Origin of the sequence: Methanobrevibacter olleyae (assembly GCF_900114585.1) — an archaeon.
Lineage (GTDB): Archaea > Methanobacteriota > Methanobacteria > Methanobacteriales > Methanobacteriaceae > Methanobrevibacter > Methanobrevibacter olleyae.
The window spans coordinates 54,170-77,853 of record NZ_FOTL01000006.1 but is presented as its reverse complement, the minus strand read 5'-3'; the positions used below and the strand labels follow the sequence as shown (position 1 = coordinate 77,853).

The window sequence follows — 23,684 nt, the reverse complement described above, 5'->3', positions numbered from 1 at the left end:
TAAATTTCATTAAAGTTCATCATACCATATCAGAATAGGACTTATAACTCATTTTTAAGAATTTTCTTAGGTCTAAGTCTTATTTCCTCATCATAATTATTATAAGTTATATCAGCAATTACTTCTAAAGTTCTACCTTCAAGATCATTAATTTTAGTTTCTAAGAATCCGAAATCCCCTTCTTCTTCATATTGAGCAACTATATCATCATGTGCCATACCAATTAACTCTTCAACTAAATCATTAAAGAAAGTGATTTGAATTTCACCAGTATCATCATTAAGCTTTCCAGGAAGCATTAAAAGATATTTTGGTTCATCAATTATATTTCCACATTCAGAACATTCTTCCTCATCAACATCAAGGGTATGATTACAGATAGGGCATTTAGGAATTAAGATTCTTTCAGAATATGGATTAGAGAAAGTACCTTCTATTTTAACATTTCTATCTTCTAGTTCAAGGCTTGCAATATCTTTAGAAGTGTATAAAGTATCTTGTAATTCTTTAATATCTGGAAGATTTGTTAATTCTTTATATGAAGGTTGTAAAATATTAGTTGAATTACCTATAGACAAATCTAAGCGATTGCTTCTATCATTATAGTTGACACGAGGATTTTGAATTTTAATTGCCTCATTAATATCATAAGGTAAATTAGTTTTATCATCCCATAAAGTAACAGATATAAATCCAGACTCATCACCAATGGTCATATTTCTAACTAAACCTTTAGTTCCATCTTGTCTAGGGAATTCACGAGTATCTTCCATTTCTAATATTCTTGCAACAACTTTAATATTCATATCATCTTCATCTAAATCATCAATTTTCTTAGTTTCATAAACTGTTTCTTCTAATTCTTCAAATGAAGGTAAATCAGATGATTCAGCATCATTAAGCTCAATTACTCTGGTTGTTTTACCAGCATTAAGTTCAACAGCATACATACCTAATCTAGTTCTAGCATTTTCAACTTGATATGCTTTACCTATGCCGTAAGAAGCTTCTGCCTTTTCATCCCAAAAGGAAATTCTAACCATTCCAGTAGAATCAGCAATATCACCTGAGCGAACAACACCAGTAGATCCATCATCTCTTTGGAAGGAATGACTATCATTAATGGTAATTAATCTGCCAATAATATCTACTTCTTCACCATCATCTTCATGGTCTTGAATTTCACCAATAGGTATTGGTCCCAATTTATCTAAAATATCCTTTAATTCTTCAGCTAAATCCTCACTTCCTTCAGGATTTACTTTTAATTCACTATTCCAATTAGTATTTACTCTATATCCGCTACTTGCATAATCGTCATATTCAATATTTCCACCAATGATCTTAAGAATATCTCCTTTAGATACTTTCAATTTAGTATCATCACCCCAGAGAGTAACTCTTATAGAACCGGTATCATCAGTAATTTCAATTGATTTTACAAAACCTTTTGTTCCGTCTTGTCTATTAAATTGAATAGTATCTTGGATTTTAGTTACAATACCAATTAAAGTAACATCTTTAATCTCTTGAGCATCACCAATTTTAATAATATTTTCTTCATACTCTGGAATATCGAAGTCTCCCTCAACTTTAAGGATTCTACCGTCCCAGTGAGATAATGAAACTTCTCCATTTCTTTCTCTAGATTGTTCATTGAGAATTTTAACAATATCTCCTTCTTTTAAATCAAGGCTACTAACTAATTTAACATCATTATTCCATAAAGTATAGGAAATTTTACCTGTATTATCTTGAATCTCAAGAGAAGTGACTTTTCCTTTCTTACCATTACTTTCATAAGAATGTGGAGTTGGAACTCTTATCAATCTTCCAATAATACTTACCTTCTCATCAGGCTCAATACCTTCAATTGAAATAATATTTTCCTCATAAACTGGGAAAGCATCAATATTCTTTGGATAGTTTTCACTTGTTTCATCAATTGTTCGAAGTAATGATCTAGGACGTAATGAAAATTCCTTACCTCCTCTAAATCCATCTTTACAGTCAATATCAGTGATTTCTACAATATCTCCTTCAGAAATATGTTTAAGATGTTTAATATTTTCTGTCCAAAGAACAAGTCTTACTTCACCAGTATTATCTGCAATTTGCATATTAGCAAGTTTTCCAGCCTCTCCTTTTCTTGTAGTAAATATTTTTGGATTAGAAATACTCATTACTCTTGCAACAATACTGAAGCCATTATTACCAGGTTCAACTTCAGAAATTGTTTTAGGAGTTTCATTATCAAAATTAGATATAGGTTCTGCTTTTTCTCCAGTAAATGGATTTACCACCATGTCTATGAAGTCTTTATCACTAAAAAAAGAAGCATCTTTGTATTCTTCTTTAACTTTATTAAATTTACTAATGAATTCATCTTTAGATAAAAGATCTTGAATTTTCTCCCAACCTTCTACTATGTATTGGAAATCTTCTTCATTAATATCTTCAGCTAAATTCATTCCATTGAAAAATTCTTTATCCATACCAAACCCTCGTTTTTTTTAAATTATAAATTTAGTAAAAATAATTTAATAAAATAGAATAATCTATCTAAAATGTCTATTAAAATAATAAATAATCTATTCTAATAAAATATCTATTAAAATAATAAAAATATAATAAATAATTTATCTAATAAAATATCTATTAAATAAGATATGACTAAGATATGACTATTAATTTTATTATAATTTTTTCAAGTTAAATTATAATTTAATTTTTTCTATATATAATAATTAAGACAGAGCATTTGAAAACTAATACTAATATTTCAAGTGAAAAAATTTATTAATTTTCAAAGCAATCATTTAAAAATATTAAGCATATAAGATATTTAAATAATTAAATGAAAAGTAAAAAAACTTTTTATAACGATAAAATTTCATATATTATAAAATTATTAAAAATACTAAAATTACTAAAATCATTCAATTATCATCTAATTATTAATTTTATATAATTATATTTATAAACTATAATATTTTAATATTTTTAAATATTGAATTTTCATTTTAATCTGAATTTTTTACTATACTATAAAAACATTATTATTTATAAAACTTTAGATTTTAAGCTTTTTAAAATTTAAATATCCCTGCTAAAATTTTTAAAAGAATTTCTAAATTAATAAAATTAGTTAAATAATATCTAATAATTTCTATAAATACTAACAAAAAACTATTAATTTAAAAATTAAGTCTTTTATTATCAATTAAACAACTAAATATATAAATATATGCTTTTTTTCATTATAAAAATCGAAAAACAAATCAATTTAATAATTTAAACTAAATTTAATAAGTTAAACTAAAAAATACAACATTATACTAATATTACAACATTATAAATAATTCTATAATTATACTAAAAATAAAATAAACTCAAAAAATCAAAAATCATAACTAATTAACTAATTAAAAACAGCAACTAATCTCAAGAATTAAAAAAAAAAAAAAAATAATATTAAACCCAAAAATTAAAAAAATTTTGATCAAACTTTTGCGAGCCGAAGGCTCGTAAAAGTTTGGTTAATAAGCATTATCCTTTATTTTAAAAACCGTTTTAAACATAATTTGTATATCTAAAAGTAATCTCCAATTTTCTACATAACGAATATCATATTCAATACGTTTTTCAATTGAAGTATTTCCTCTATAACCATTAACTTGAGCAAGACCTGTAAGACCTGGCCTTACTTGGTGTTTTACCATATATTTTGGAATTGTTTTTTTAAATTTTTCAACGAAAAATGGTCTTTCAGGACGAGGCCCAACAACGCTCATCTCTCTTTTTAAAACATTGAAAAACTGAGGTAATTCATCTATACTCATTTTTCTAATAAATGCACCTACTTTTGTTTTTCTTGGATCATCTTCAATTGTCCATTGAGATTTTTCATCTGTTTCATCTTGAACCCTCATACTTCTAAATTTATACATCATAAATGGATTACCATTATAACCAATTCTTTCTTGTTTAAAAATAATAGGTCCTGGAGATTCTATTTTAATGGCAATAGCTGTAATAAGCATTATTGGAGAGGTAATAATAATTGCAATTATAGCAACAAAATAATCTGATACAATCTTTTTAAACTTATTAAATGCATCATCTAAAGGAACATAACGGATATTAATAATTGGTAAATCATCTAACATATCAACAGAAGGTTTTGCCGGTAAATATTCATAATAATCTGGAATAATCTCTGCTTTAATACCCTCTTCCTCACAGGCATCTACAATTTCATTTAAGTGATAATAATATTTTAATGGAATAGCTATAACAACTCTATCGAATTTATTAGTTTTTAAAATCTTAGGTAAATCATTAAAAGTACCAATAAATTTAATTCCTTCAAATGTATTTCCTAAATGTTCTTCTCTTCCTAGAAATCCGGCAATATTGTATCCTAAAAAAGTTTTGGATTTAATTTTATGTGCAAAATTAAATGCAAGTTCATTATCTCCAATAATAAGCATATGTTTTAAATTATGATTATTTATTCTCATAAATCTTAAAACTAAAACTACAAGTGCCCTTTCAATAATTGCAAAGATCATACCAAATAGGCTTAATAAGAATAGCATTATCCTTGAAAAATCTGGCTGCTTAATTACAAACAAAATAGCTACTAAAATAATAAAAGCCATCATGTCTGATTTTATAATATCTTCAGCCCCTGAGAATATAGAAGATTTATTCCTAAAGGGTTTATATAAGCCAAAGAAGTAGTAAAGAAGAAGATATGTAGGAATAATACATACAACAGTAAATATTAAATAGGCACTAAAGGGTAAAGATTCACCTAATGGGCCAAATAGAGTGGTTTTAAACCTTACAAAATAAGCAAAAACTAATGAAAATAGAATAACAAAAATGTCTATTATAACAAGTATTGCATTTAAAATTCTTTGATTTTCTTTAATCATATTACCCACCCTATATTAATTGATTTAAAAATTTAATTTAAAAAATACAATCTTATAATAATTATATATACTAATTATAATTATAAAAACTATTATTTATAAAATTACCTATTTTTATAAAAAATAGCATATATATAACCTGAATCTAATCAATAATAAAAAAAATATAAAAAATTATTAAATATAAGTTAATTAGGTAAAAATTTAAAATATTTAAAAAAAGAGCTAGAAAAAATAGTTTAATTAGGTAAAAAATAGTAAAAAATTTAAACTATTTAAAAAAAGAGCTACAAATAATAAAAACAGCATTATTTTAATTATTAAAACCTTAAAGTATTTTTAATTAAATTAAAAACTAAAAGAACTGCTATTCCAATATAAACAGCAATATTTACAAAGAAATTATATTTTTTAGTATAATGCTTTTTATAAAAAATATACATAGCTCTATAAAACTCATAAATCAATTTAGGATTTCTTTTTTTAGTCTTTTTATCTTCACTACTTGCTCCTTTATAATGGATTATTTCTGCTTGGCCAAAGTAAACAATTCTCCAGCCTGCTTGCTTTATTCGATAGCACCAATCAATATCTTCTCCATACATAAAGAAAGTATCATCTAAAAGGCCAATGTCATCAATTGTAGTTCTTCTAACAAGCATAAATGCTCCTACAAGGCAATCAATTTCATAAACACCATCATCATCTAAATCATCTAAATTATAATTATCTTTTCCACTATTTGTCTGAATATTAAATAATTTATAAAAGGAGTTAACTGGATTTGGAAAACTACGCTTACATGCTTTATCTAAAGATCCATCAGCTAAACTAACTTTACAACCTAAAGCACCAACATCAGCATTTGTTCCTTTAGTTATATAATCCATACATCTATCAATTGTAGCTTCTTTTATAAGAGTATCAGAGTTTAAAAGAAGAATATATTCTCCTTTAGCTTCTTCAATAGCTAAATTATTAGCTTTTGCAAAACCTTCATTGCTAGAATTAGCAATAAGATTAATGATTCCTCGAGATATTTCATCTTTAAAGTATTCTTCTAATTTAAGAAGACTATCATCAGTTGATTTATTGTCTACAAGAAGTATTTCATATCTATAATGACATGGTTCAGCTAAACAGGAATCAATAGTTTCTTTTGTTAACTTAAAAGTATTATAGTTAACAACTATAATTGACAAATCTAAATTATTTCTCATTTTTACACCTAAAGAAAAGAATTCACCCATATTAAACTTCAGAAATTGCTATAAACTTAGCTAAAGAAAAGAATTTACCCCTATTAAACTTCAGAAATTGCTATAAACTTATCTAAAGAAAAGAATTTACCCCTATTAAACTTCAGAATTGCTATAAATGAATATAATAATTATTTCTTTAAATAGGTAAAGGTATTTTTGATAAGTTTCCATTCTATTTTAAAGTAGTTTTTCCAGTTTTTTCTTAAAAAAGGAGTTTTATTTAATTTTTTTCTATCTTTTAATCCCTCTTTAAGCCCATCTAAATAAATATGACCATAGCCTTTATTTAGGAAGAAAAGATACTTTATTAAAAATCCTAAAAAAAGAAATATGAAATTAATTATTTTTTGAATAGTTGGGAAGTTTTTATAAACTAAAAAAACATTATTTCGAGCTGATAATCTTATTTTAAATTCATTATACCTGCTACCGCTTGTTCCACTTCCATAATGATAAATAATTGAATTCGGAGCGAAATAATTCTTATAACCATATATTTGAGCTCTATAAGAAAGATCTATATCTTCAACATAGGCAAAGAAACTTTCATCAAATAAGCCAATTTCAAATAAAACAGATTTTCTATACAAAGTTGCACCAGCACAGGAGGAGAAAATTTCTTTTCTATCGTTGTATTTCTCTACTGGCTGATTATCCCCTATCTTTTTTGTCCAAGCAAGTATAGTATATTCATCTCCAGCATCATCTATTAAATTTCTATTGTGCTGTTGAATCATTTTTGATTGAATTGAAAATGGGTTTTCACCTAATTTGATAGATTCATCCATAGCTTTAATAATCTCTTCTAAAGCATTCCATTCTAACTCAACATCGTTGTTAACTGAATAGATATATTCAGATTTAGCTATTTCAATTCCTTGATTAACAGCAACAGCAAAGCCTAAATTAGCTTCATTTTTAATGAGTTTTATATTAATTGGATAGTTAGGACTTTTAATAAGTTCTTCTATAAATTCAATACTGCCATCAGTAGATGCATTATCAATTATAATTATCTCTTCAATAAATCTAGCTTGAATTAATAGAGTTTCAAAATATTTATTTAAGAATTTCAAACCATTATAATTTGGAGTTATTACTGATACTTTCATATAATCACTAAGAATTGAATTGTTTAAAGAATCTTTGCTTTTTTAAAGGGCAAAATCTCATTTTAAGTTATTTTTTAGAATAGATTTTCTCATAGTACTCTTGGTATTCTCCAGATTTTACTTTTTCCATCCAATCTTGATTTTCCAAATACCAATGAATTGTTTCTATAATACCTGTTTCAAAGGTATATTTAGGTTTCCAGCCTAATTCTTCAGTAATTTTAGTAGAATCAATTGCATAACGTCTATCATGCCCTAATCTATCTTTAACAAATTTAATTAAAGATTCTGGCTTATCAAGTTCTTTTAAAATAAGTTTTACAATTTCAATATTTTGTTTTTCGTTATTACCGCCGATATTATAAACTTCTCCAAGTTTTCCTTTATGAAGAACTAGATCAAGAGCTGTACAATGGTCATAAACATGTAACCAGTCTCTAATGTTCTTTCCATCCCCATAAATAGGTAACTCTTTATCTTCTAAAGCATTGGAAATCATTAAAGGAATCAATTTTTCAGGAAATTGATAAGGGCCATAGTTATTAGAACAGCGTGTAATATTAATTGGTAGCTTAAATGTTTCACCATAAGCTCTTACCATTAAATCTGCACCTGCTTTTGAAGCAGAATATGGACTATTTGCTTGAAGAGGAGTTTCTTCTCTAAAGTAACCTTCACTTCCTAAGCTTCCATAAACTTCATCTGTAGAAACCTGTAGAAATTTTTTAATATTATGTTTTTTTGCTGAATCTAATAAAACCTGAGTTCCAATAATGTTTGTTTTTATAAATATTTGAGGATCTTCTATACTGCGGTCTACATGACTTTCAGCAGCAAAATGAACAATATAATCTACATCTTTTACAATCTCATCAACTAATTTCCCATCTTGAATATCTCCCTTAACAAAGGTATAGTTAGGATTATCTTCAATATCCTCCAAATTTTCAAGATTTCCACAGTAAGTAAGAGCATCTAAATTAGTAATTTCATAGTTAGGATACCTATCAAGGATATATTTTACAAAATTACTACCTATAAATCCAGCTCCACCAGTTATTAATAATTTAGTCATAAATATCACTTATTTGAATAATATTAGTAATAAATTAAATTAAATATTACCTTAAATACATCACCTAATTAAATACCATCTAATTAATACATCATCTAAATTAAATTAAGTACATCACCTAAATTTAAAAATCCGTTTCAGTTTCTTTAAATGATTTAAATAGCTTATCTTTTTCAGATAAAAGTATATTTTCTTCGCCAATATCATCTAAAGGCCAGTCAATAGCTATATCTGAGTCATTCCAAATGATTCCCCCTTCATCATCCCCATTATAGAAATCAGTGCATTTATATACAAATTCAGCTTCATCAGATAAAACTAAAAATCCATGGGCAAATCCCTTTGGAATAAAAAGCTGTTTTTTATTTTCTTCAGAAAGAATTTCACCTATCCACTTACCGTATGTTTTTGATTTTTTTCTTAAATCAACAGCTACATCAAATACTTCACCTTTAATAACACGGACCAATTTACCTTGAGGTTGAGTATATTGAAAATGAAGTCCTCTAAGGACCCCTTTAGATGATTTTGATTGATTGTCTTGAACAAAAGTCAAATCAATACCCTCTTCTTTAAAATCATTTTCATTATAAGTTTCCATGAAATATCCCCTCTCATCACCAAATACTGTCGGTTCAACTGTGAAGACATCTTCAATTTCACTTTTAATAATTTTAAATTTCCCCATTTCTTACACCACTAATATTAAAGTTTTCTATTAGCTAAATCTATTAAATATTGGCCATATTCAGTTTTTTTAAGAGATTCTGCCAATTTTAAAACATCCTCTTTTGATATATAACCTTTAAGATATGCTATTTCTTCTAAACAAGCAATATACAAGCTTTGTCTTTTTTGAACAGTTTCTATAAAGTTTCCTGCTTCAAGTAAACCATCATGAGTTCCAGTATCTAACCAAGCCATTCCCCTACCAAGTAATTCAACTTTAAGTTTTCCACATTTAAGATACTCTTCATTAATAGAAGTAATTTCAAGTTCACCTCTATTTGATGGTTTAACCTTTTTAGCTATTTTTATAACATCATTATCATAGAAATAAAGTCCAGGAACTATATAGTTAGATTTTGGATTTTCTGGTTTTTCTTCAATTGATAAAACATTCCACCCATCATCAAATTCTACAACACCAAATGCCTCTGGATTATGAGTATAATAACCAAAAACAACTGCGCCTTCTTCAAGATTACATGCTCTTTCTAATATCTCAGTAAATCTATGTCCATGAAATACATTATCTCCTAAAATAAGAGCTACATTTTCATCACCAATAAAGTCTTCACCAATGATGAATGCTTCAGCTAAGCCATTTGGATTTTCTTGCTCTGCATAAGAGAAAGATATTCCCAAATCAGAACCATCCCCTAATAACTCTTTATACATCGGTAAGTCACGGGGAGTGGAAATAATTAAAATATCCTTAATGTTAGCTAACATCAAAACAGATATTGGATAATAAATCATTGGTTTATCATATAAAGGCAATAACTGTTTAGAAATAGCTTTTGTAATTGGATACAATCTAGTTCCAGAACCACCAGCTAATACAATTCCTTTCATATAATCACTTCTTAGTCATTAAATAATTCCTTATAATTAAATCATTCCTTATATAATCATTTCACAATATAAAAAATAATTTTCTATAATTATTTCATAATATTTATTTCATAATATTAAATCTTACCAAAGGCTTTCATAAAATTTAATAAAGCTAAATATTCATTTAAAGCTTCTTTGTAATTTCTCATTGGAGGAAACCCTGCTTTAATCCATTTTTCATTGCTTAAAACCGAATAATGTGGCCTTGGAGCAGGTCTTGGAAATTCTTCAGTACTTACCGGTATAAGCTTTAGGTCAATTTTAGATAATTCAAATATATCTTTAGCAAATTCATACCAAGAACATTCCCCTTCATTAGTTAAATGATAAATGCCATATTTTTCACTATTAAGCAAATTAGAAATTCCTTTAGCTAAGTCATAAGAAAATGTTGGAGAACCTATTTGATCATTAACAACTGTAATCTTATCATGTTCTTTAGCTAAATTTAACATTGTTTGAACAAAATTTCCGCCATGGACACCATATAACCAAGCAGTACGAAGAATAAAGTACTTTTCAGTGTTTTCTTGAATAAATTTTTCACCTTCGAGTTTAGTTTTACCATAGGCACTTTGAGGACCTAGTTCATCATCTTCAAGAAGGGGAGTGTTTTTACTACCATCAAAAACATAATCTGTACTGATATGTATCAAAGGAATATCGATTTTATTACAAGCAATAGCTAAATTACGAGGGCCAATTGCATTTACTGCATATGCATCATCATAGTTAGTTTCACAATCATCAACTGCTGTATATGCTGCAGCATTAATAACTATCTCAGGAGAGTTTTCACAAATAAACTCAATAACTTTTTCTTCATTAGTAATATCTAACTCTTTAAATCCAGTAGCAATTAATTCATGATTTTTAAGAATTTCCCTTAAATCAGAACCTAACATTCCATAAGCACCAGTTATCAATATTTTCATAATATTCCTCAAATAAAATTATTAGAAATAATTTTTAAAAACACTATAAATCTCAAAGTAAAAAAATTTTCAAAATGATAGTTTTAATAAATTATTATAATACAATTTCTTTATTTTATAAAATATAAATATATTTAAATAAATGAGACTTATTTCAAAACTTTAATTTTTTAAAAAAAAAAATTTCTAAACTTTACTATATTTGAAATTCTAATATTATTTTTTTAATTTTAATTATATAATATTTATATTAAATAAAAATAATATATAAAAACGTGTAAGCTATTAATCAAATAATCAGGGCGATATTTATGAAAATTTGTATTGTAGGACAAGGATATATTGGATTGCCAACTGCAGCATTATTTGCTAAAAATGGTTGTGAAGTTCTTGGTGTAGATGTTAATGAAGAAATTGTTAAAAAATTAAATCAAGGAATAGCTCATATAGAGGAACCTGGAATTTCTGATTCTATTAAAAACGCTGTAGAAGAAGGGCATTATCATGCATCCTCTAAAGTAGAAGAGGCAGATACATTTATTATTACCGTTCCCACACCTTATCTAAAAGAAGATTTAAGTTGTGATTTAACTTATGTAATATCTGCATGTAAGTCAATTTTAGATGTTTTAAAGAAAGGAAATATTGTTATTATTGAATCAACAATAGCACCAATGTCTACTGATGAAATTATAAAACCAATATTTGAAAAAAAAGGATTCGTTATTGGAAAAGATTTATTCCTTGCTCATTGCCCTGAAAGAGTTCTTCCTGGCCAAATTATGGAAGAATTAGTAAATAATAATAGAATCGTAGGTGGAATTACAGAAGAATGTAGTCGTAAAGCTGCAGATATTTATAGAACCTTTGTTAAAGGAGAAATAATCGAAACTGAAGCAAAAACTGCAGAATTATCCAAATGTATGGAAAATACATTCAGAGATGTAAATATTGCACTTGCCAATGAACTTGCTAAAATAGGAGCTGAAATTGGGGTAAATGCACTTGATGTTATTGAAATGGCTAATAAACACCCTAGAGTAAATATTCATAGCCCTGGTCCTGGTGTAGGTGGACACTGTTTAGCTATTGATCCTTATTTTATTTATGCAAAAGCTCCTGATGTTGCAAAAATAATTAAATTAGCAAGAGATACCAACAATAGCATGCCTGGATTTGTTATTGAAAATACTGGTAAAATTCTAAGTAATCTTGATAAAGAAGCTAAAAAAATCAGTGTATTTGGAGTAGCATATAAAGGAAATACAGATGATGCAAGAGAAAGTCCAGCATTTGAAATAATCACTGGATTAAAAACAGCAGGATACGAAATTGCTATTCATGACCCACACTTTGATAATTCAGAATATTTAGACTTTGATGAAGCAATAAAAGATTCGTCATTGATTTTAATCTTAACCGATCATGATCAGTTTAAAGACCTAGATTATGATTTATTATGTAAAAATATGAAAACAAAAATTATCTTCGATACTAAAAACATAATTAAAGAAGTTCCAGAGGATTTTACTTTAATTAATTATGGTAATTTGTATAAATTTAGTTAAATTTAATTAATTATGGTATGCTAATTTGTATAAATTTAGTTTAATTTAATTAATTATGGTATGCTAATTTGTATAAATTTAATAATTAATTAAATAAGTGATTAAATTAAAAAATATCCAACTAAACAAGCTAAATTATTCAAAAATAGTAAGTAATGTAATAAATTATAATTTTTAACTAAATAATATCACTTTAATATAACTATCATAAGTCTTTTTAATGAGGTGAAAATATGCCGACAATTGCTGAAAAGATATTTGCTAGAGCTTCTGGTAAAGGAAAAGTAGAAGCTGGAGATATAGTAATGGCAGATATTGATATAGCTATGATACATGATTTAACTGGGCCTCTTGCAGTTGAATCATTTAATAAAATTGGAACTGGTAAAGTATGGGACTCATCGAAAATCGTGATTCCCTTTGATCACCAAGTTCCAGCAGACTCTCTTGATTCTGCAAATAATCATATTTTAATGAGAAAATTTGTAAAAGAACAAAATATTGAAAACTTCTATGATGTAAAAGAAGGAGTTTGTCATCAGGTTTTACCTGAAAAAGGCCATGTAATACCAGGTACTGTAATTGTAGGTGCAGACTCACATACATGTACCTATGGAGCCCTTGGAGCATTTGCAACTGGAATTGGTTCTACTGATATGGCAATGGTTTTATCTACAGGACAGTTATGGTTTAAAGTTCCTGAAACAATTAGATTTGAGATAAAGGGTGAATTAAAAGAAAACACCTCCCCAAAAGATTTGATTTTAAATATAATTGGTCAAGTTGGAGCAGATGGTGCTACCTACAAATCTTGTGAATTTGCAGGAGAAACTATCTCTAATATGAATGTATCAGGGAGAATGGTTTTATCCAATATGGCTATTGAAATGGGAGGAAAAACTGGACTTATAGAACCAGATAAAAGGACATATGATTACCTTAAAGGCCGTGTAAGTGGTGAAAATAAAAATAGATTAAGGGCATTTATTGAAAAATCTAATCTTAAAACTGACCTTGATTCTACTAGTCTTGAAATTATAGATATGGATGTTAGTGAACTTGAACCACAAATAGCTTGTCCACATAACGTTGATAATGTTAAGCCAGCAAGTGAATTAAGTGATGTTGAAATAGACCAAGTATTCATTGGTTCATGCACTAATGGCAGAATTGAAGATTTAAGAGATGCTGCAAAAATATTAAAAGGAAATCAAATCAATTCTAATCTTAGAATGTTAGTTATTCCAGCATCCAAAGAGGTTTACCTTAAAGGGTTAGATGAAGGTTTAATTAAAATATTTGTTGAAGCTGGTGCTCTTGTTTCAGCACCGTGCTGTGGGCCATGTCTTGGAGGCCATACCGGCCTTATTGGATCAGATGAGGTAAGTCTTTCTACCTCTAATAGAAACTTTAAAGGAAGACAGGGAAGTCCAGAAGGAGAAGTATACCTATCCTCAGCAAAAGTAGCTGCACAGTCAGCTATTGAAGGAAAAATTGCCATACCAAAATAGGAGGAATAATATGAAAGGAAAAGTTTGGAAGTTTGGAAATGACATCGATACAGACATTATTCTTCCAGGTAGATATTTAATTTATACTGATGAAGAAAGATTATCCCAGCATTGTATGGAAGGCTTAGACCCTGATTTTAAATCAAAAGTCAAAAAGGGAGATTTTATTCTTGGAGGAACCAATTTTGGATGTGGATCTTCTAGAGAACATGCTCCAATAGCTATTAAAGGATGTGGAATATCTGCTGTAATTGCTGAATCCTTTGCAAGAATATTTTATAGAAATGCAACAAATGTAGGAGTTCCGCTTTTAGAAGCACCAGGAATAAGTGAAATAATTGAAAACGGTGAAGAAATCGAAGTAGATATGGAAAAAGGCATCATCATATCTGAAAGTGGGAAAGAATATGAATTTAAAAAATTACCTCCATTTATGTTAGAAATTCTTGAATCTGGTGGTTTAATCAATTACTTAAAAAATAGAAATGAATAAATTAACAATAAAATTTTTTATTTAAATTTAATAGTTTTATGGTGTAATAATGTATAATATTGCTGTAATTCCTGGAGATGGAATTGGAAAGGAAGTTATGAAGGCATGTATAAATGTATTAAAATCATTGGATATTGATTTTAATTTTACTTATGGCGAAGCAGGAGATGAATGCCTATTAGAAAATGGTGAAGCTTTACCAGATACAACAATTGAACTTGCAAAAAATGCAGATGCCTGTTTATTTGGAGCTGCTGGAGAAACAGCAGCAGATGTTATTGTAAGACTTAGACAAGAATTGAACTTATTCGCCAATTTAAGACCTGTTAAATCTTATCCAAATACAAATGCATTATTTAATAATCTTGACTTTATGATTGTTAGAGAAAATACCGAAGGAATATATGTTGCAAAAGAAGAAGAATATACAGAAGAAGGAGCCATTGCAAGAAGAATCATCACTAAAAAAGCAAGCAAGCGTATTATAGATTATGCTTTCCAATTTGCAAAAAACAATAATAAATCAAAAGTTACAGGAGTTCATAAAGCAAATGTTTTAAAAGTGACTGATGGCTTATTCAAGGAAGTACTATACGAAGTAGCTAAAGACTATGAAGGTGAGGTAGAAGTAGAAGACTTCTATGTTGATGCTACTGCAATGTACCTTATTACAAGACCTGAAAGCTTTGAAGTTATTGTTACTACTAATTTATTTGGAGATATTTTATCAGATGAAGGAGCAGGACTTGTTGGAGGACTTGGAATGATTCCATCAGGAAATATTGGAGAAGATGGAGCATTATTTGAGCCAGTTCATGGTTCTGCACCAGATATTGCAGGAAAAGGTATAGCTAATCCAATGGCTATGATACTTTCAGCTTCTATGATGTTAAACTATCTCGAAGAATACGAAGCAGAAGAAAACTTAAATAATGCTATATTAACTGTTTTAAATGAAGGAAAAGTTCTTACTCCCGATTTAGGAGGAACTGCTACAACAACAGAAGTAGGTGAAGCTATTATATCTGCTTTAAATTAATTTTTTCATTTTTATTATTAAAAATACTAATGTAATCATTAAGTGGAGAGCTTTTTATTGCTAAAATCTTAAATCAATCATTAATAATGGAGAGTTTAAATGACTAATCCAAAAATATCCCTTATTCTTTCTGCATATAATGAAGAAAAATTCATTAAAAAAGCTATTGAAAGTGTGATAAATCAAACTCTTAAAGATATTGAAATAATCATAGTAAACGATGGATCTACAGATGATACCTTAAACATCATAAATAGCTATGGAAATAGTGACTCTAGAATTAAAGTCATTAACCAAGAAAATATAGGTCTTGGAGCAAGTAGAAATAAAGGTATGAAAATAGCTAGTGGGGAATATATAACTTTTCTTGATGGAGATGATTGGTTTGCTACTGATGCATTTGAAATATCATATAAGGAAGCAAAATCAAAAAACACAGATATAACAATGTATCAAATGATTAATTATGATGATGAAAGTGGAAGAGTATATGAAAATGATTGGTTTAATTTAAATAATCTTGATGAAAGTTTTGATAATATTGTTTTTTCACCTGAAAAAACTAAAAACTTCTTATTTGACCTTTCAGTAAGCAGCTGTCAAAAGATTTATAGAAATAGCTTTTTAAAATCAATTAATGCTAGCTTTCCAGAAGGAATATATTTTGAAGATATGCCATTTTTCTTCCATGTTTATCTAAAAGCTAAGAGAATATCAATTATTAGAAAACATTTATATTATAGAAGAAAGCATGATGCTTCTATTACTCACGTTGTAGATGCAAATTACTTAGATACAGTAGAAGCAGGTTGTGAACTTATGAGAAGATTTATAGACAATGGATTCTATGAGGATTATAAGTTCGACCTTATAGCATATAAAATAAACGGCCCAAGAATGGCATTAATGGATATTAGAGAAGATGCTAAAAAACCGCTTTTTAAGCTTATTAAAGAAGACTATGAAAAAATTAAAAAAACTAAGTATTACCAGGATTATTTAGATAATTTAGGACCTAAAAAGAAAAAATTCTTCTTAGATATCTTAAAATATGATAATTATACTGAATTTAAAAAGAACAATCCAGAATATTAATTGAAAATAGTAATTTCATATTCTTTTTAAATTCATATTATTTTAAAATATTCTAATTAAATAAAAAATAAAACATTAAAATTTTTAAAATATTCCAATTAAATAAAAAACAAAACATTAAAAATAAAACATTTATAAACAATTATAATAATATATAAAAATACTAAAAAATTAAATTAATTATAAATTTTATTAATCTATAAAAAAAGGAGAATAAATATGTCAACAGTAAAAATTGCAGCTTTATTTATCATATTTATTATGGTTTTCAGTGCAGTAGCTAGTTTTATCGTAATGGTAATGTAGTTACATAAAATAAATTTTAAAAAAATGATAAAAAATGATAAATAGATAAAATAAAAAATAATTAAAAAAAATAATTAATAAAAAAGATTAATAATTTTATTCTAATTAAATAAAAATGAGTCTTTAATGGAGGATTAAAAATGGTAAAGTATAATATAGGTGCAGTTGTTGCAGAATTTAATTATGATATTACTCATATGATGTTAGAACTTGCTAAAGCAGAAGCTGAAGTTCGTGATTGTGAAATTACTAAAATTGTTATGGTACCTGGTGTGTTTGACATGCCAATTGCAATTAAAAAATTAACTGAAGCAGATAAAGAGGGGAAAATTGACCTTGACTGTATAATTACTCTTGGTACTGTTATTGAGGGTGCAACTGATCACGACCAAATCGTAGCACAACATGCATCTCGTAAAATAGCTGACTTATCTCTAGAATGGGGTAAGCCAATTTCTCTTGGAATTAGTGGACCAGGAATGACTAGATTAGATGCACACAGAAGAGTTACATATGGTAAAAGTGCTGTTGAAGCAGCTGTTAAAATGTGCGACAGATTACAAGATATCTAAATCTAAATTTTAGTTAAATATGTAACAATTACAATATTTAAATCTAAATTTTAGTTAAATGTGTGATTAGATTACAAGATATCTAAATCTAAAAAAGAATTCATATGAATTCTTTTAAATACTTTTTTTAAAACTATCTATTTATTCAAATAATATTATCCAATTTATTATTTTTTAAAAAATTTATCTTTATAGATGATAATATGGAAATTTTAAAACCTGAAGAGTTAAAAGAAAAATTTAATGACCCATGGATTGCTCCTTATGAAAAAGTCATAACTATGGCTGATGGAGATACAGTAGAACTTATTGAATATCACCCATGCCCAAGTGGTTCCAACTGGTTAGTTTACCAATACCAACACAGTAGTGAACTTATTATTGATGCTAAAAGAGATGGAAATAAGCATACTTATATCTGTAAAGTAGGTAAAAAACCAATAGACCTTAAAGCAAGTATCAATGCTGCTGGAATCGAAGAAGTAGTAATTGATAATGAGAACAATGAAGTTAAAGTTACTCATGGAGGTCTTGCAGGTGCTGGTGTAGGTGCTGGTATGTGTAGAGGAATGGGGGAAGGTGTAAAATACATCGAACTTCTTGAAGTTGGAGGAGGTAGTAAAGAAGGCAAGGCTACTGTTGTAACTCCAAAATATGAAAAATTAGTTATTGGAATTGATGATACTGATGTAAAAGATGCTGGAGCAACTTGGACTATGGCTCATAATATTGGTATTCAATTAAAAGAAGAAGGTTATGAGTATCTTGACCATATTATCCTTCAATTATTCCCACATAACCCTCATAAAACCCAAAACTGTGTTTCTATAGCTCTTACCTTTGCAGTTATGGAAGAGGATAAAGAAAAATTAATCAATAGACTTATTGAAATATTAAAGCAGGACACTTTATCTGATAAAACTGCAATAGCTATTTTAGAAGGTATTGGTATTCCAGAAAAACTTAGAAAATATGCAATAGCTACTAAAACTGGTATGATGGATGTTGAAACTGCTGAAAAATTAGCAGAAGAACTCAATATTCCTCTTATAGCAGTTACAGGAGATCAAGGTAAAATAGGTGCACTTGCAGCACTTGGTCTACATGATGATCTTGATGAAGCTGTAAAAGTCTATTACTAGCTCAAACTTTTAAAAAAAGTTTGAACAAAATATTTTACTAGTTATAAGTATTCACTCTTACTAATTTCTTTTTTATTTATTTTTTTGATTTTTTCAATTTTTAACTATTTAATTAGTATTTTTAATCAATTCTAAAGAGAATCTAGATAATCATCTAATAGATTAAATAAATCTTCTTTTGTGTTCATTTTAAATATTTGCTGTTTCAATTCAATTGTTCTTGGTAATTTTTTAGCATAATAGGCTGCATGAGTTCTCATTTTAGGAATTGCAAATGCCTCTCCTTTATTTTCAACAAGGAGGTTTACATGCCTTTTTAACATTTCTATTCTCTCTTCTATAGTTATTTCACTTGGTAATGTTTCATTTTCAAGATAATCTACAGATTCCTTAATTAGCCATGGATTACCAAGTGCGGCTCTTCCAATCATAACTGCATCACAATCTGTTTCATCTATCATTCTCTTTGCATCAAAACATGATTTTACATCTCCATTACCAATAACTGGAATAGAAATATTTTCTTTAACTTCTTTAATTATAGTCCAATCTGCCTTACCAGAATATCCTTGATCTTTTGTACGAGGGTGAACTGTAATAGCTGATGCACCAGCTTCTTCTATTATTCGAGCTATTTCTACTGCATTAATAGAATTTTTATTCCAACCACTTCTAATTTTCACAGTTACTGGAGTTGCTACAGATTCTACAATAGATTCTACAATAGATTTTACTTTAAATGGGTCTTTTAATAATGCACTTCCAGCTTTAGACCGATTGGTTACCTTTGTTACAGGACAACCCATATTAATATCAATGATATCTACATTTGTATTTTCATATATGTATTTAGATGCAAAGGTCAGTGATTTTATATCAGAACCAAGAATTTGTTGAGAGATAGGCCTTTCATAATCAGTCATATATAGCATTTCTTTAGTTTTCCAATTGCCATACATAATAGCTTTATCTGAAACCATTTCAGTTTCAATTAGCCCACAGCCCATTGATTTAACAATGCTTCTAAAAGCTGAATCACATACACCAGCCATTGGAGCTAAAACTATCTGATTATCTATTTCAACATTAGCAATTTTCCACTTCATAAATATTCCCTAATTTTTAGTAATTAAAAATTTTAGTAATTAAATTTAATAATATATTTCTAATTCATAAATATAAAAAACTATATTCATCAAAAAGATTAATAATTAGAACCCGATATTAATAAGATAAAAATAATAAAAAATTTTTTATATAAACTTTTTGAGTTAGTCATCACTAACTATTGATTATATATAGAAATTTTTTATAATATATAGTATAATAGGGATTAAAATAATTTTAATAAGATAAACTTAAGGATGATTAATTTGACAAAAGATATGATTACTTGCCCAATTGAGAATACGTTGAAATTAATTAATCGTAAATGGGTAATTGTATTGATTAGAGATATGTTTACAGGTAAAAAACACTTTAAAGAATTTAATGAGAACAAACCAAACTTATCAAATACTGTTTTAGCCGAGACATTAAAATTTATGGAAAATAATAACCTAATTGAAAAAAAGAAATCTCTAGTTAATAATAAACCATCTACAGAATATTATCTAAGAAAAAAAGGTTCTAGATTAAATAGAATTTTATATGAAATGGCTATTTTTGGTATAGATGAGCTAGAATGTGGTGATGAAGGAGATTTAGAAATAATTAATATGTTTAAAGAATATTATGCTGAATTATTAAAAGTTTAAATAAAGACAGCTAAAAAAACTCTAAAAATTAAAAATCCTTTTAAAACTACTGTAATTTTAGATTAAAATAAATATTAGGTGATAAAATGAAAGCAGCAATATTAAAAAAATATAATAAAAAAGGAAATGATTTAGAAATATCTGATATTCCAATACCTAAAATAGATAAAAATGAAGTTCTTGTTAAAATCAAATATGCTGGTGTTAACCCATTAGATAATATGATTATTCGTAAAGAAGTTAAATTACTTATTCCTTATAAATTGCCATTAGTTATGGGAAATGAGTTTTCAGGGATTGTTGAAGAAATTGGAGAAAATGTAAGTGAATTTAATATTGGAGATAGGGTTTACTGTAGAATGCCTTTAGATAAAATCGGTGCTTTTACTGAATTGACTGCAGTAGATAAAGAAGCTATTGCAAAAATACCTGATTATTTAAGCTTTAAAGAAGCTGCTTGTATTCCATTAACTGCTCTAACAGCTATGCAATCTTTTGAATTGATGAATGTCAAAAAAGATGAAAGTATTTTTATATCTGGAGGAACTGGAAGCCTTGGAGCAATGGCTATTCCAATAGCTAAAAGCTTAGGCCTTAAAGTAATTACAAGTGGAAGTGCTCCAAATAAAGAAAGAGTAATGAAATTAGGTGTTGATGAATTTTTCGATTATAAAAAAGAAGATTATTCAGAAAAATTAACTAATATTGATTATGTTTTAGATACTCTTGGAGATGAAGAATTAGAAAAAGAATTTAAAATTCTAAAAAAAGGTGGGACACTTGTTTCATTAAAAGGAATGCCTAACGAAAGATTTGCAGAACGTATGGGTTTATCTACTGTAAAGAAATTATTATTTAAAATATTAGGTAGAAAATATGATAATTTAGCTAAGAAAAATCAACAAACTTATCATTTTATATTTGTTGAATCAAATGGAAAACAATTAGAAAAAATCTCTAAAATATTTGAAAATAATAAGCTTGAATGTTCTATTGATGAAATCTATGACTTAGTAGATGTTAATAAAGCTCTTAAAAAAGTAGATAACAGAGGATCTAAAGGAAAAACTCTTATTAAAATTAATGGAGATTAATATTTAAATGATAAATATCTTAAATATTTAATTACTTAAATAATAAAGCTTCCATCATAATAATATCCTTTTAACTCTTTAGGACTGTCCTTTTTATAGAATTTAAAACTATCTCTATTAGATACATAAAGATGTGCTAAAGCTATTCCTGTATCAATCTTATTCCATTTTCCTACGAATTTATTTCTAATAATTCCAAGTTTTACTCTGTATAAATCATAGCTACCATCATCATTATGTGTAAAATACCAAGGTTGGCTATTTGAAGCAGATGGTGCAAGTTTTGCTGGGACTAGTTTTTCATCTGATTTATCAGATATTTCATCTAAATCTTTTCTTTTAAACTGATTAATTTCTCTTTTGATATTGTTAGGTGATTTACCAAAGGCTATTGTAATTATAAATTTTTGATTTTTATCCTCATTTTTATATTTTTTAGGACTTGCCATCCCTATCCAACATGTTCCAATTTCCTTACTTTGTAAGAATAAATCTACTTGCTGGAAGATAAATCCAATATTTTGATAGTAGTTTTCCTTTTCCTCAGAAAATAGCACTAAGTAATGTGGTGCTTTCCATCGCATGATTGTTCTGATATTTTTAGTAGAAAGAATATCATAACTCCATTTTATATTAGGATTTAATACTTTTGCATTTTCTATGAAATTTCTTATTTCATTTAATGTTTGATTATCTAATGGTGTATCATCATATAATCTAATAGATTGTCTTTTGTATATTGTATCTTCAAGATTCATATTATCACATCCTGTTAATCCCTTTATTTTATCAAAACTGAATCAATGAAAGAATTTATTAGTATTTTGCTGTTTTTAATATAGTACAATCACCATATTAATGCTTTGATTAAGACTACTCATCTATCTTTTGCAACTTTATAATCTTCTTCTTTTAAGTATTCTATATCAATTGAATTTGATAGAAAGTTAAAAATTTTATCTAAATATAATATACTAATATACCTTTTATAATATTTAAAGATTAGAATAATTTTAATTGTATATAATAAAGTATTTTAATCACTTACAATATATTCTAATATACAATTCTCAGGGCGGAGTGAAATTCTCCACCGGTGGTGATTCATTCGATAGTGATAAAACTATATCAATGACAAATATCTTTTCAATGATAAGTCCACGAGCACAGTTGTGTTGATTTTGGTGAAAATCCAAAACCGACGGTGATAGTCCGGATGGAAGAGAATATGAAAGTTTAAGTAAATATTATAAGATTATTTAATAAGCACTTAATTAATCTAAAAAGTATTAAATTAATTCATTAGATTATTTTATGCCTTAATTATCGATCTATTTTATAATTAAAATCAACAATTTACTTAAAGTAAAATATCCTTTTTTTGCCCTGATTCTAGTATTAGAATCTAGAAAACTTTTAAAATAACCAAGGAGCTTTACTATGAATCATGAAAAACGTTTAAAAGGAAGTCCAAAAGAGAGAGTAGAAATTGCATTAGAAGCCATAAGAAATGGAAAGGGAGTTATTGTAACTGATAATGAAGATAGAGAAAATGAAGGAGATATGATTTTCTCATCTGAATATTTAACTGAAGAACAAATGGCACTCCTTATTCGTGAAGGAAGCGGGATTGTATGTTTATGTTTAACTCCTGAAAAGGCTGATGCATTAGAACTTCCTTTAATGGTAGAAAATAATACAAGTACTTATGGTACTGGATTTACAATAACAATTGAAGCTGCAGAGGGTGTAACTACCGGTGTATCTGCAGCAGACAGAGTAAAAACCGTAAAGGCAGCATCTGCAGTAGATGCAAAGCCAGGTGATTTACACCACCCAGGTCATGTATTCCCACTTAGAGCAAGAGAAGGTGGAGTACTTGAAAGAGATGGCCACACTGAAGCAACTATTGATTTAATGAAACTTGCAGGTCTTAATCCGTGTGGTGTATTATGTGAAATCACTTTACCTAATGGAACAATGGCAAGAATGCCTGATGTAATTAAATTCTCTGCAGAACATGACATGCCTGTTGTTACAATTGAAGATATTATTGAATATCGTAAAGAAAACAATGCATAAATAAAAAAAACTTATAATTTATAAAATTATCTTTAATAGATATTATAATAAATAAAATCTTTAATTTTTAGAAAATAT

The 23,684-nt window shown here is 27.4% G+C and carries 20 protein-coding genes and 1 riboswitch; of the genes, 10 read left to right on the top strand and 10 right to left on the bottom strand.

Annotated features, from left to right (window positions below):
* Positions 1–41: 41 nt before the first annotated feature.
* From BM020_RS02985 to rfbD, 8 genes are all read right to left on the bottom strand, one after another.
* Positions 42–2,495, bottom strand: a complete 2,454-nt coding sequence (locus BM020_RS02985) for an OB-fold nucleic acid binding domain-containing protein (protein WP_082762188.1) — start codon at positions 2,493–2,495, stop codon at positions 42–44.
* A gap of 1,044 nt (positions 2,496–3,539) precedes the next feature.
* The gene (locus BM020_RS02980; protein WP_067148172.1) at positions 3,540–4,943 is read right to left on the bottom strand and encodes an undecaprenyl-phosphate glucose phosphotransferase; all 1,404 of its coding nucleotides are present in this window, start codon (positions 4,941–4,943) and stop codon (positions 3,540–3,542) included.
* Between the two features lie 320 nt (positions 4,944–5,263).
* Entirely contained in the window at positions 5,264–6,163 is a 900-nt protein-coding gene (locus BM020_RS02975; RefSeq protein ID WP_067149161.1) for a glycosyltransferase family 2 protein, read from the bottom strand.
* A gap of 170 nt (positions 6,164–6,333) precedes the next feature.
* On the bottom strand, positions 6,334–7,317 hold the full coding sequence (locus BM020_RS02970) for a glycosyltransferase family 2 protein (protein ID WP_067148175.1): 984 nt from the start codon (positions 7,315–7,317) through the stop codon (positions 6,334–6,336).
* Between the two features lie 67 nt (positions 7,318–7,384).
* Positions 7,385–8,392 carry a dTDP-glucose 4,6-dehydratase gene (gene rfbB / locus BM020_RS02965; RefSeq protein WP_067148178.1) on the bottom strand — a complete coding sequence of 336 codons (1,008 nt, stop codon included), beginning with the start codon at positions 8,390–8,392 and terminating at the stop codon, positions 7,385–7,387.
* A 124-nt stretch (positions 8,393–8,516) separates the two neighbouring features.
* Positions 8,517–9,080: a dTDP-4-dehydrorhamnose 3,5-epimerase gene (gene rfbC, locus BM020_RS02960; RefSeq protein ID WP_067148181.1), complete on the bottom strand. Its 564-nt coding sequence runs from the start codon at positions 9,078–9,080 to the stop codon at positions 8,517–8,519.
* A gap of 17 nt (positions 9,081–9,097) precedes the next feature.
* Entirely contained in the window at positions 9,098–9,970 is an 873-nt protein-coding gene (gene rfbA, locus BM020_RS02955; protein WP_067148184.1) for a glucose-1-phosphate thymidylyltransferase RfbA, read from the bottom strand.
* 116 nt (positions 9,971–10,086) lie between these two features.
* Complete coding sequence (rfbD, locus tag BM020_RS02950) at positions 10,087–10,947, bottom strand: dTDP-4-dehydrorhamnose reductase (protein ID WP_067148186.1); 861 nt, start codon at positions 10,945–10,947, stop codon at positions 10,087–10,089.
* A 311-nt stretch (positions 10,948–11,258) separates the two neighbouring features.
* Here rfbD and BM020_RS02945 point away from each other — a divergent pair, with 311 nt between their 5' ends.
* From BM020_RS02945 to mmp11, 7 genes are all read left to right on the top strand, one after another.
* Entirely contained in the window at positions 11,259–12,515 is a 1,257-nt protein-coding gene (locus tag BM020_RS02945) for a nucleotide sugar dehydrogenase (RefSeq protein ID WP_067148189.1), read from the top strand.
* A gap of 233 nt (positions 12,516–12,748) precedes the next feature.
* Positions 12,749–14,026, top strand: coding sequence for a homoaconitase large subunit (gene hacA, locus BM020_RS02940; RefSeq protein ID WP_067148191.1), 1,278 nt, complete (start codon positions 12,749–12,751; stop codon positions 14,024–14,026).
* Between the two features lie 10 nt (positions 14,027–14,036).
* Positions 14,037–14,519 carry a 3-isopropylmalate dehydratase small subunit gene (locus BM020_RS02935; RefSeq protein WP_067148194.1) on the top strand — a complete coding sequence of 161 codons (483 nt, stop codon included), beginning with the start codon at positions 14,037–14,039 and terminating at the stop codon, positions 14,517–14,519.
* A gap of 49 nt (positions 14,520–14,568) precedes the next feature.
* Positions 14,569–15,558, top strand: a complete 990-nt coding sequence (locus BM020_RS02930; RefSeq protein WP_067148198.1) for an isocitrate/isopropylmalate family dehydrogenase — start codon at positions 14,569–14,571, stop codon at positions 15,556–15,558.
* Between the two features lie 99 nt (positions 15,559–15,657).
* Entirely contained in the window at positions 15,658–16,653 is a 996-nt protein-coding gene (locus BM020_RS02925) for a glycosyltransferase family 2 protein (protein ID WP_067148201.1), read from the top strand.
* A gap of 446 nt (positions 16,654–17,099) precedes the next feature.
* On the top strand, positions 17,100–17,531 hold the full coding sequence (gene ribH, locus BM020_RS02920) for a 6,7-dimethyl-8-ribityllumazine synthase (protein ID WP_067148204.1): 432 nt from the start codon (positions 17,100–17,102) through the stop codon (positions 17,529–17,531).
* Positions 17,532–17,734: 203 nt separating this feature from the next.
* A complete protein-coding gene (gene mmp11, locus BM020_RS02915; protein ID WP_067148207.1) occupies positions 17,735–18,673 on the top strand; it encodes a methanogenesis marker protein 11 in 939 nt (312 codons plus the stop codon).
* Positions 18,674–18,804: 131 nt separating this feature from the next.
* On the opposite strand, the gene dusB is transcribed toward mmp11, so the two are convergent.
* Positions 18,805–19,779 (bottom strand): tRNA dihydrouridine synthase DusB, encoded by a 975-nt coding sequence (dusB, locus tag BM020_RS02910; protein ID WP_067148210.1) that lies wholly within the window; start codon positions 19,777–19,779, stop codon positions 18,805–18,807.
* A gap of 267 nt (positions 19,780–20,046) precedes the next feature.
* On the opposite strand from dusB, the gene BM020_RS02905 reads away from it, so the two are divergent.
* Complete coding sequence (locus BM020_RS02905; RefSeq protein WP_234970506.1) at positions 20,047–20,430, top strand: winged helix-turn-helix transcriptional regulator; 384 nt, start codon at positions 20,047–20,049, stop codon at positions 20,428–20,430.
* An 86-nt stretch (positions 20,431–20,516) separates the two neighbouring features.
* Positions 20,517–21,524 (top strand): NADP-dependent oxidoreductase, encoded by a 1,008-nt coding sequence (locus BM020_RS02900; RefSeq protein WP_067148213.1) that lies wholly within the window; start codon positions 20,517–20,519, stop codon positions 21,522–21,524.
* Between the two features lie 35 nt (positions 21,525–21,559).
* Here BM020_RS02900 and BM020_RS02895 read toward each other — a convergent pair whose 3' ends face one another.
* Positions 21,560–22,282, bottom strand: coding sequence for a nitroreductase family protein (locus BM020_RS02895; protein ID WP_067148216.1), 723 nt, complete (start codon positions 22,280–22,282; stop codon positions 21,560–21,562).
* 304 nt (positions 22,283–22,586) lie between these two features.
* Positions 22,587–22,756, top strand: a riboswitch (FMN riboswitch).
* A 208-nt stretch (positions 22,757–22,964) separates the two neighbouring features.
* On the opposite strand from BM020_RS02895, the gene ribB reads away from it, so the two are divergent.
* Positions 22,965–23,606, top strand: coding sequence for a 3,4-dihydroxy-2-butanone-4-phosphate synthase (gene ribB, locus BM020_RS02890; RefSeq protein WP_067148218.1), 642 nt, complete (start codon positions 22,965–22,967; stop codon positions 23,604–23,606).
* Positions 23,607–23,684 lie beyond the last annotated feature (78 nt).

Coding starts and splice junctions, on each gene's coding strand:
- BM020_RS02985 (WP_082762188.1), bottom strand. CDS start 2,495: ATGGATAAAGAATTTTTCAATGGAATGAATTTAGCTGAAGATATTAAT.
- BM020_RS02980 (WP_067148172.1), bottom strand. CDS start 4,943: ATGATTAAAGAAAATCAAAGAATTTTAAATGCAATACTTGTTATAATA.
- BM020_RS02975 (WP_067149161.1), bottom strand. CDS start 6,163: ATGAGAAATAATTTAGATTTGTCAATTATAGTTGTTAACTATAATACT.
- BM020_RS02970 (WP_067148175.1), bottom strand. CDS start 7,317: ATGAAAGTATCAGTAATAACTCCAAATTATAATGGTTTGAAATTCTTA.
- rfbB (WP_067148178.1), bottom strand. CDS start 8,392: ATGACTAAATTATTAATAACTGGTGGAGCTGGATTTATAGGTAGTAAT.
- rfbC (WP_067148181.1), bottom strand. CDS start 9,080: ATGGGGAAATTTAAAATTATTAAAAGTGAAATTGAAGATGTCTTCACA.
- rfbA (WP_067148184.1), bottom strand. CDS start 9,970: ATGAAAGGAATTGTATTAGCTGGTGGTTCTGGAACTAGATTGTATCCA.
- rfbD (WP_067148186.1), bottom strand. CDS start 10,947: ATGAAAATATTGATAACTGGTGCTTATGGAATGTTAGGTTCTGATTTA.
- BM020_RS02945 (WP_067148189.1), top strand. CDS start 11,259: ATGAAAATTTGTATTGTAGGACAAGGATATATTGGATTGCCAACTGCA.
- hacA (WP_067148191.1), top strand. CDS start 12,749: ATGCCGACAATTGCTGAAAAGATATTTGCTAGAGCTTCTGGTAAAGGA.
- BM020_RS02935 (WP_067148194.1), top strand. CDS start 14,037: ATGAAAGGAAAAGTTTGGAAGTTTGGAAATGACATCGATACAGACATT.
- BM020_RS02930 (WP_067148198.1), top strand. CDS start 14,569: ATGTATAATATTGCTGTAATTCCTGGAGATGGAATTGGAAAGGAAGTT.
- BM020_RS02925 (WP_067148201.1), top strand. CDS start 15,658: ATGACTAATCCAAAAATATCCCTTATTCTTTCTGCATATAATGAAGAA.
- ribH (WP_067148204.1), top strand. CDS start 17,100: ATGGTAAAGTATAATATAGGTGCAGTTGTTGCAGAATTTAATTATGAT.
- mmp11 (WP_067148207.1), top strand. CDS start 17,735: ATGGAAATTTTAAAACCTGAAGAGTTAAAAGAAAAATTTAATGACCCA.
- dusB (WP_067148210.1), bottom strand. CDS start 19,779: ATGAAGTGGAAAATTGCTAATGTTGAAATAGATAATCAGATAGTTTTA.
- BM020_RS02900 (WP_067148213.1), top strand. CDS start 20,517: ATGAAAGCAGCAATATTAAAAAAATATAATAAAAAAGGAAATGATTTA.
- BM020_RS02895 (WP_067148216.1), bottom strand. CDS start 22,282: ATGAATCTTGAAGATACAATATACAAAAGACAATCTATTAGATTATAT.
- ribB (WP_067148218.1), top strand. CDS start 22,965: ATGAATCATGAAAAACGTTTAAAAGGAAGTCCAAAAGAGAGAGTAGAA.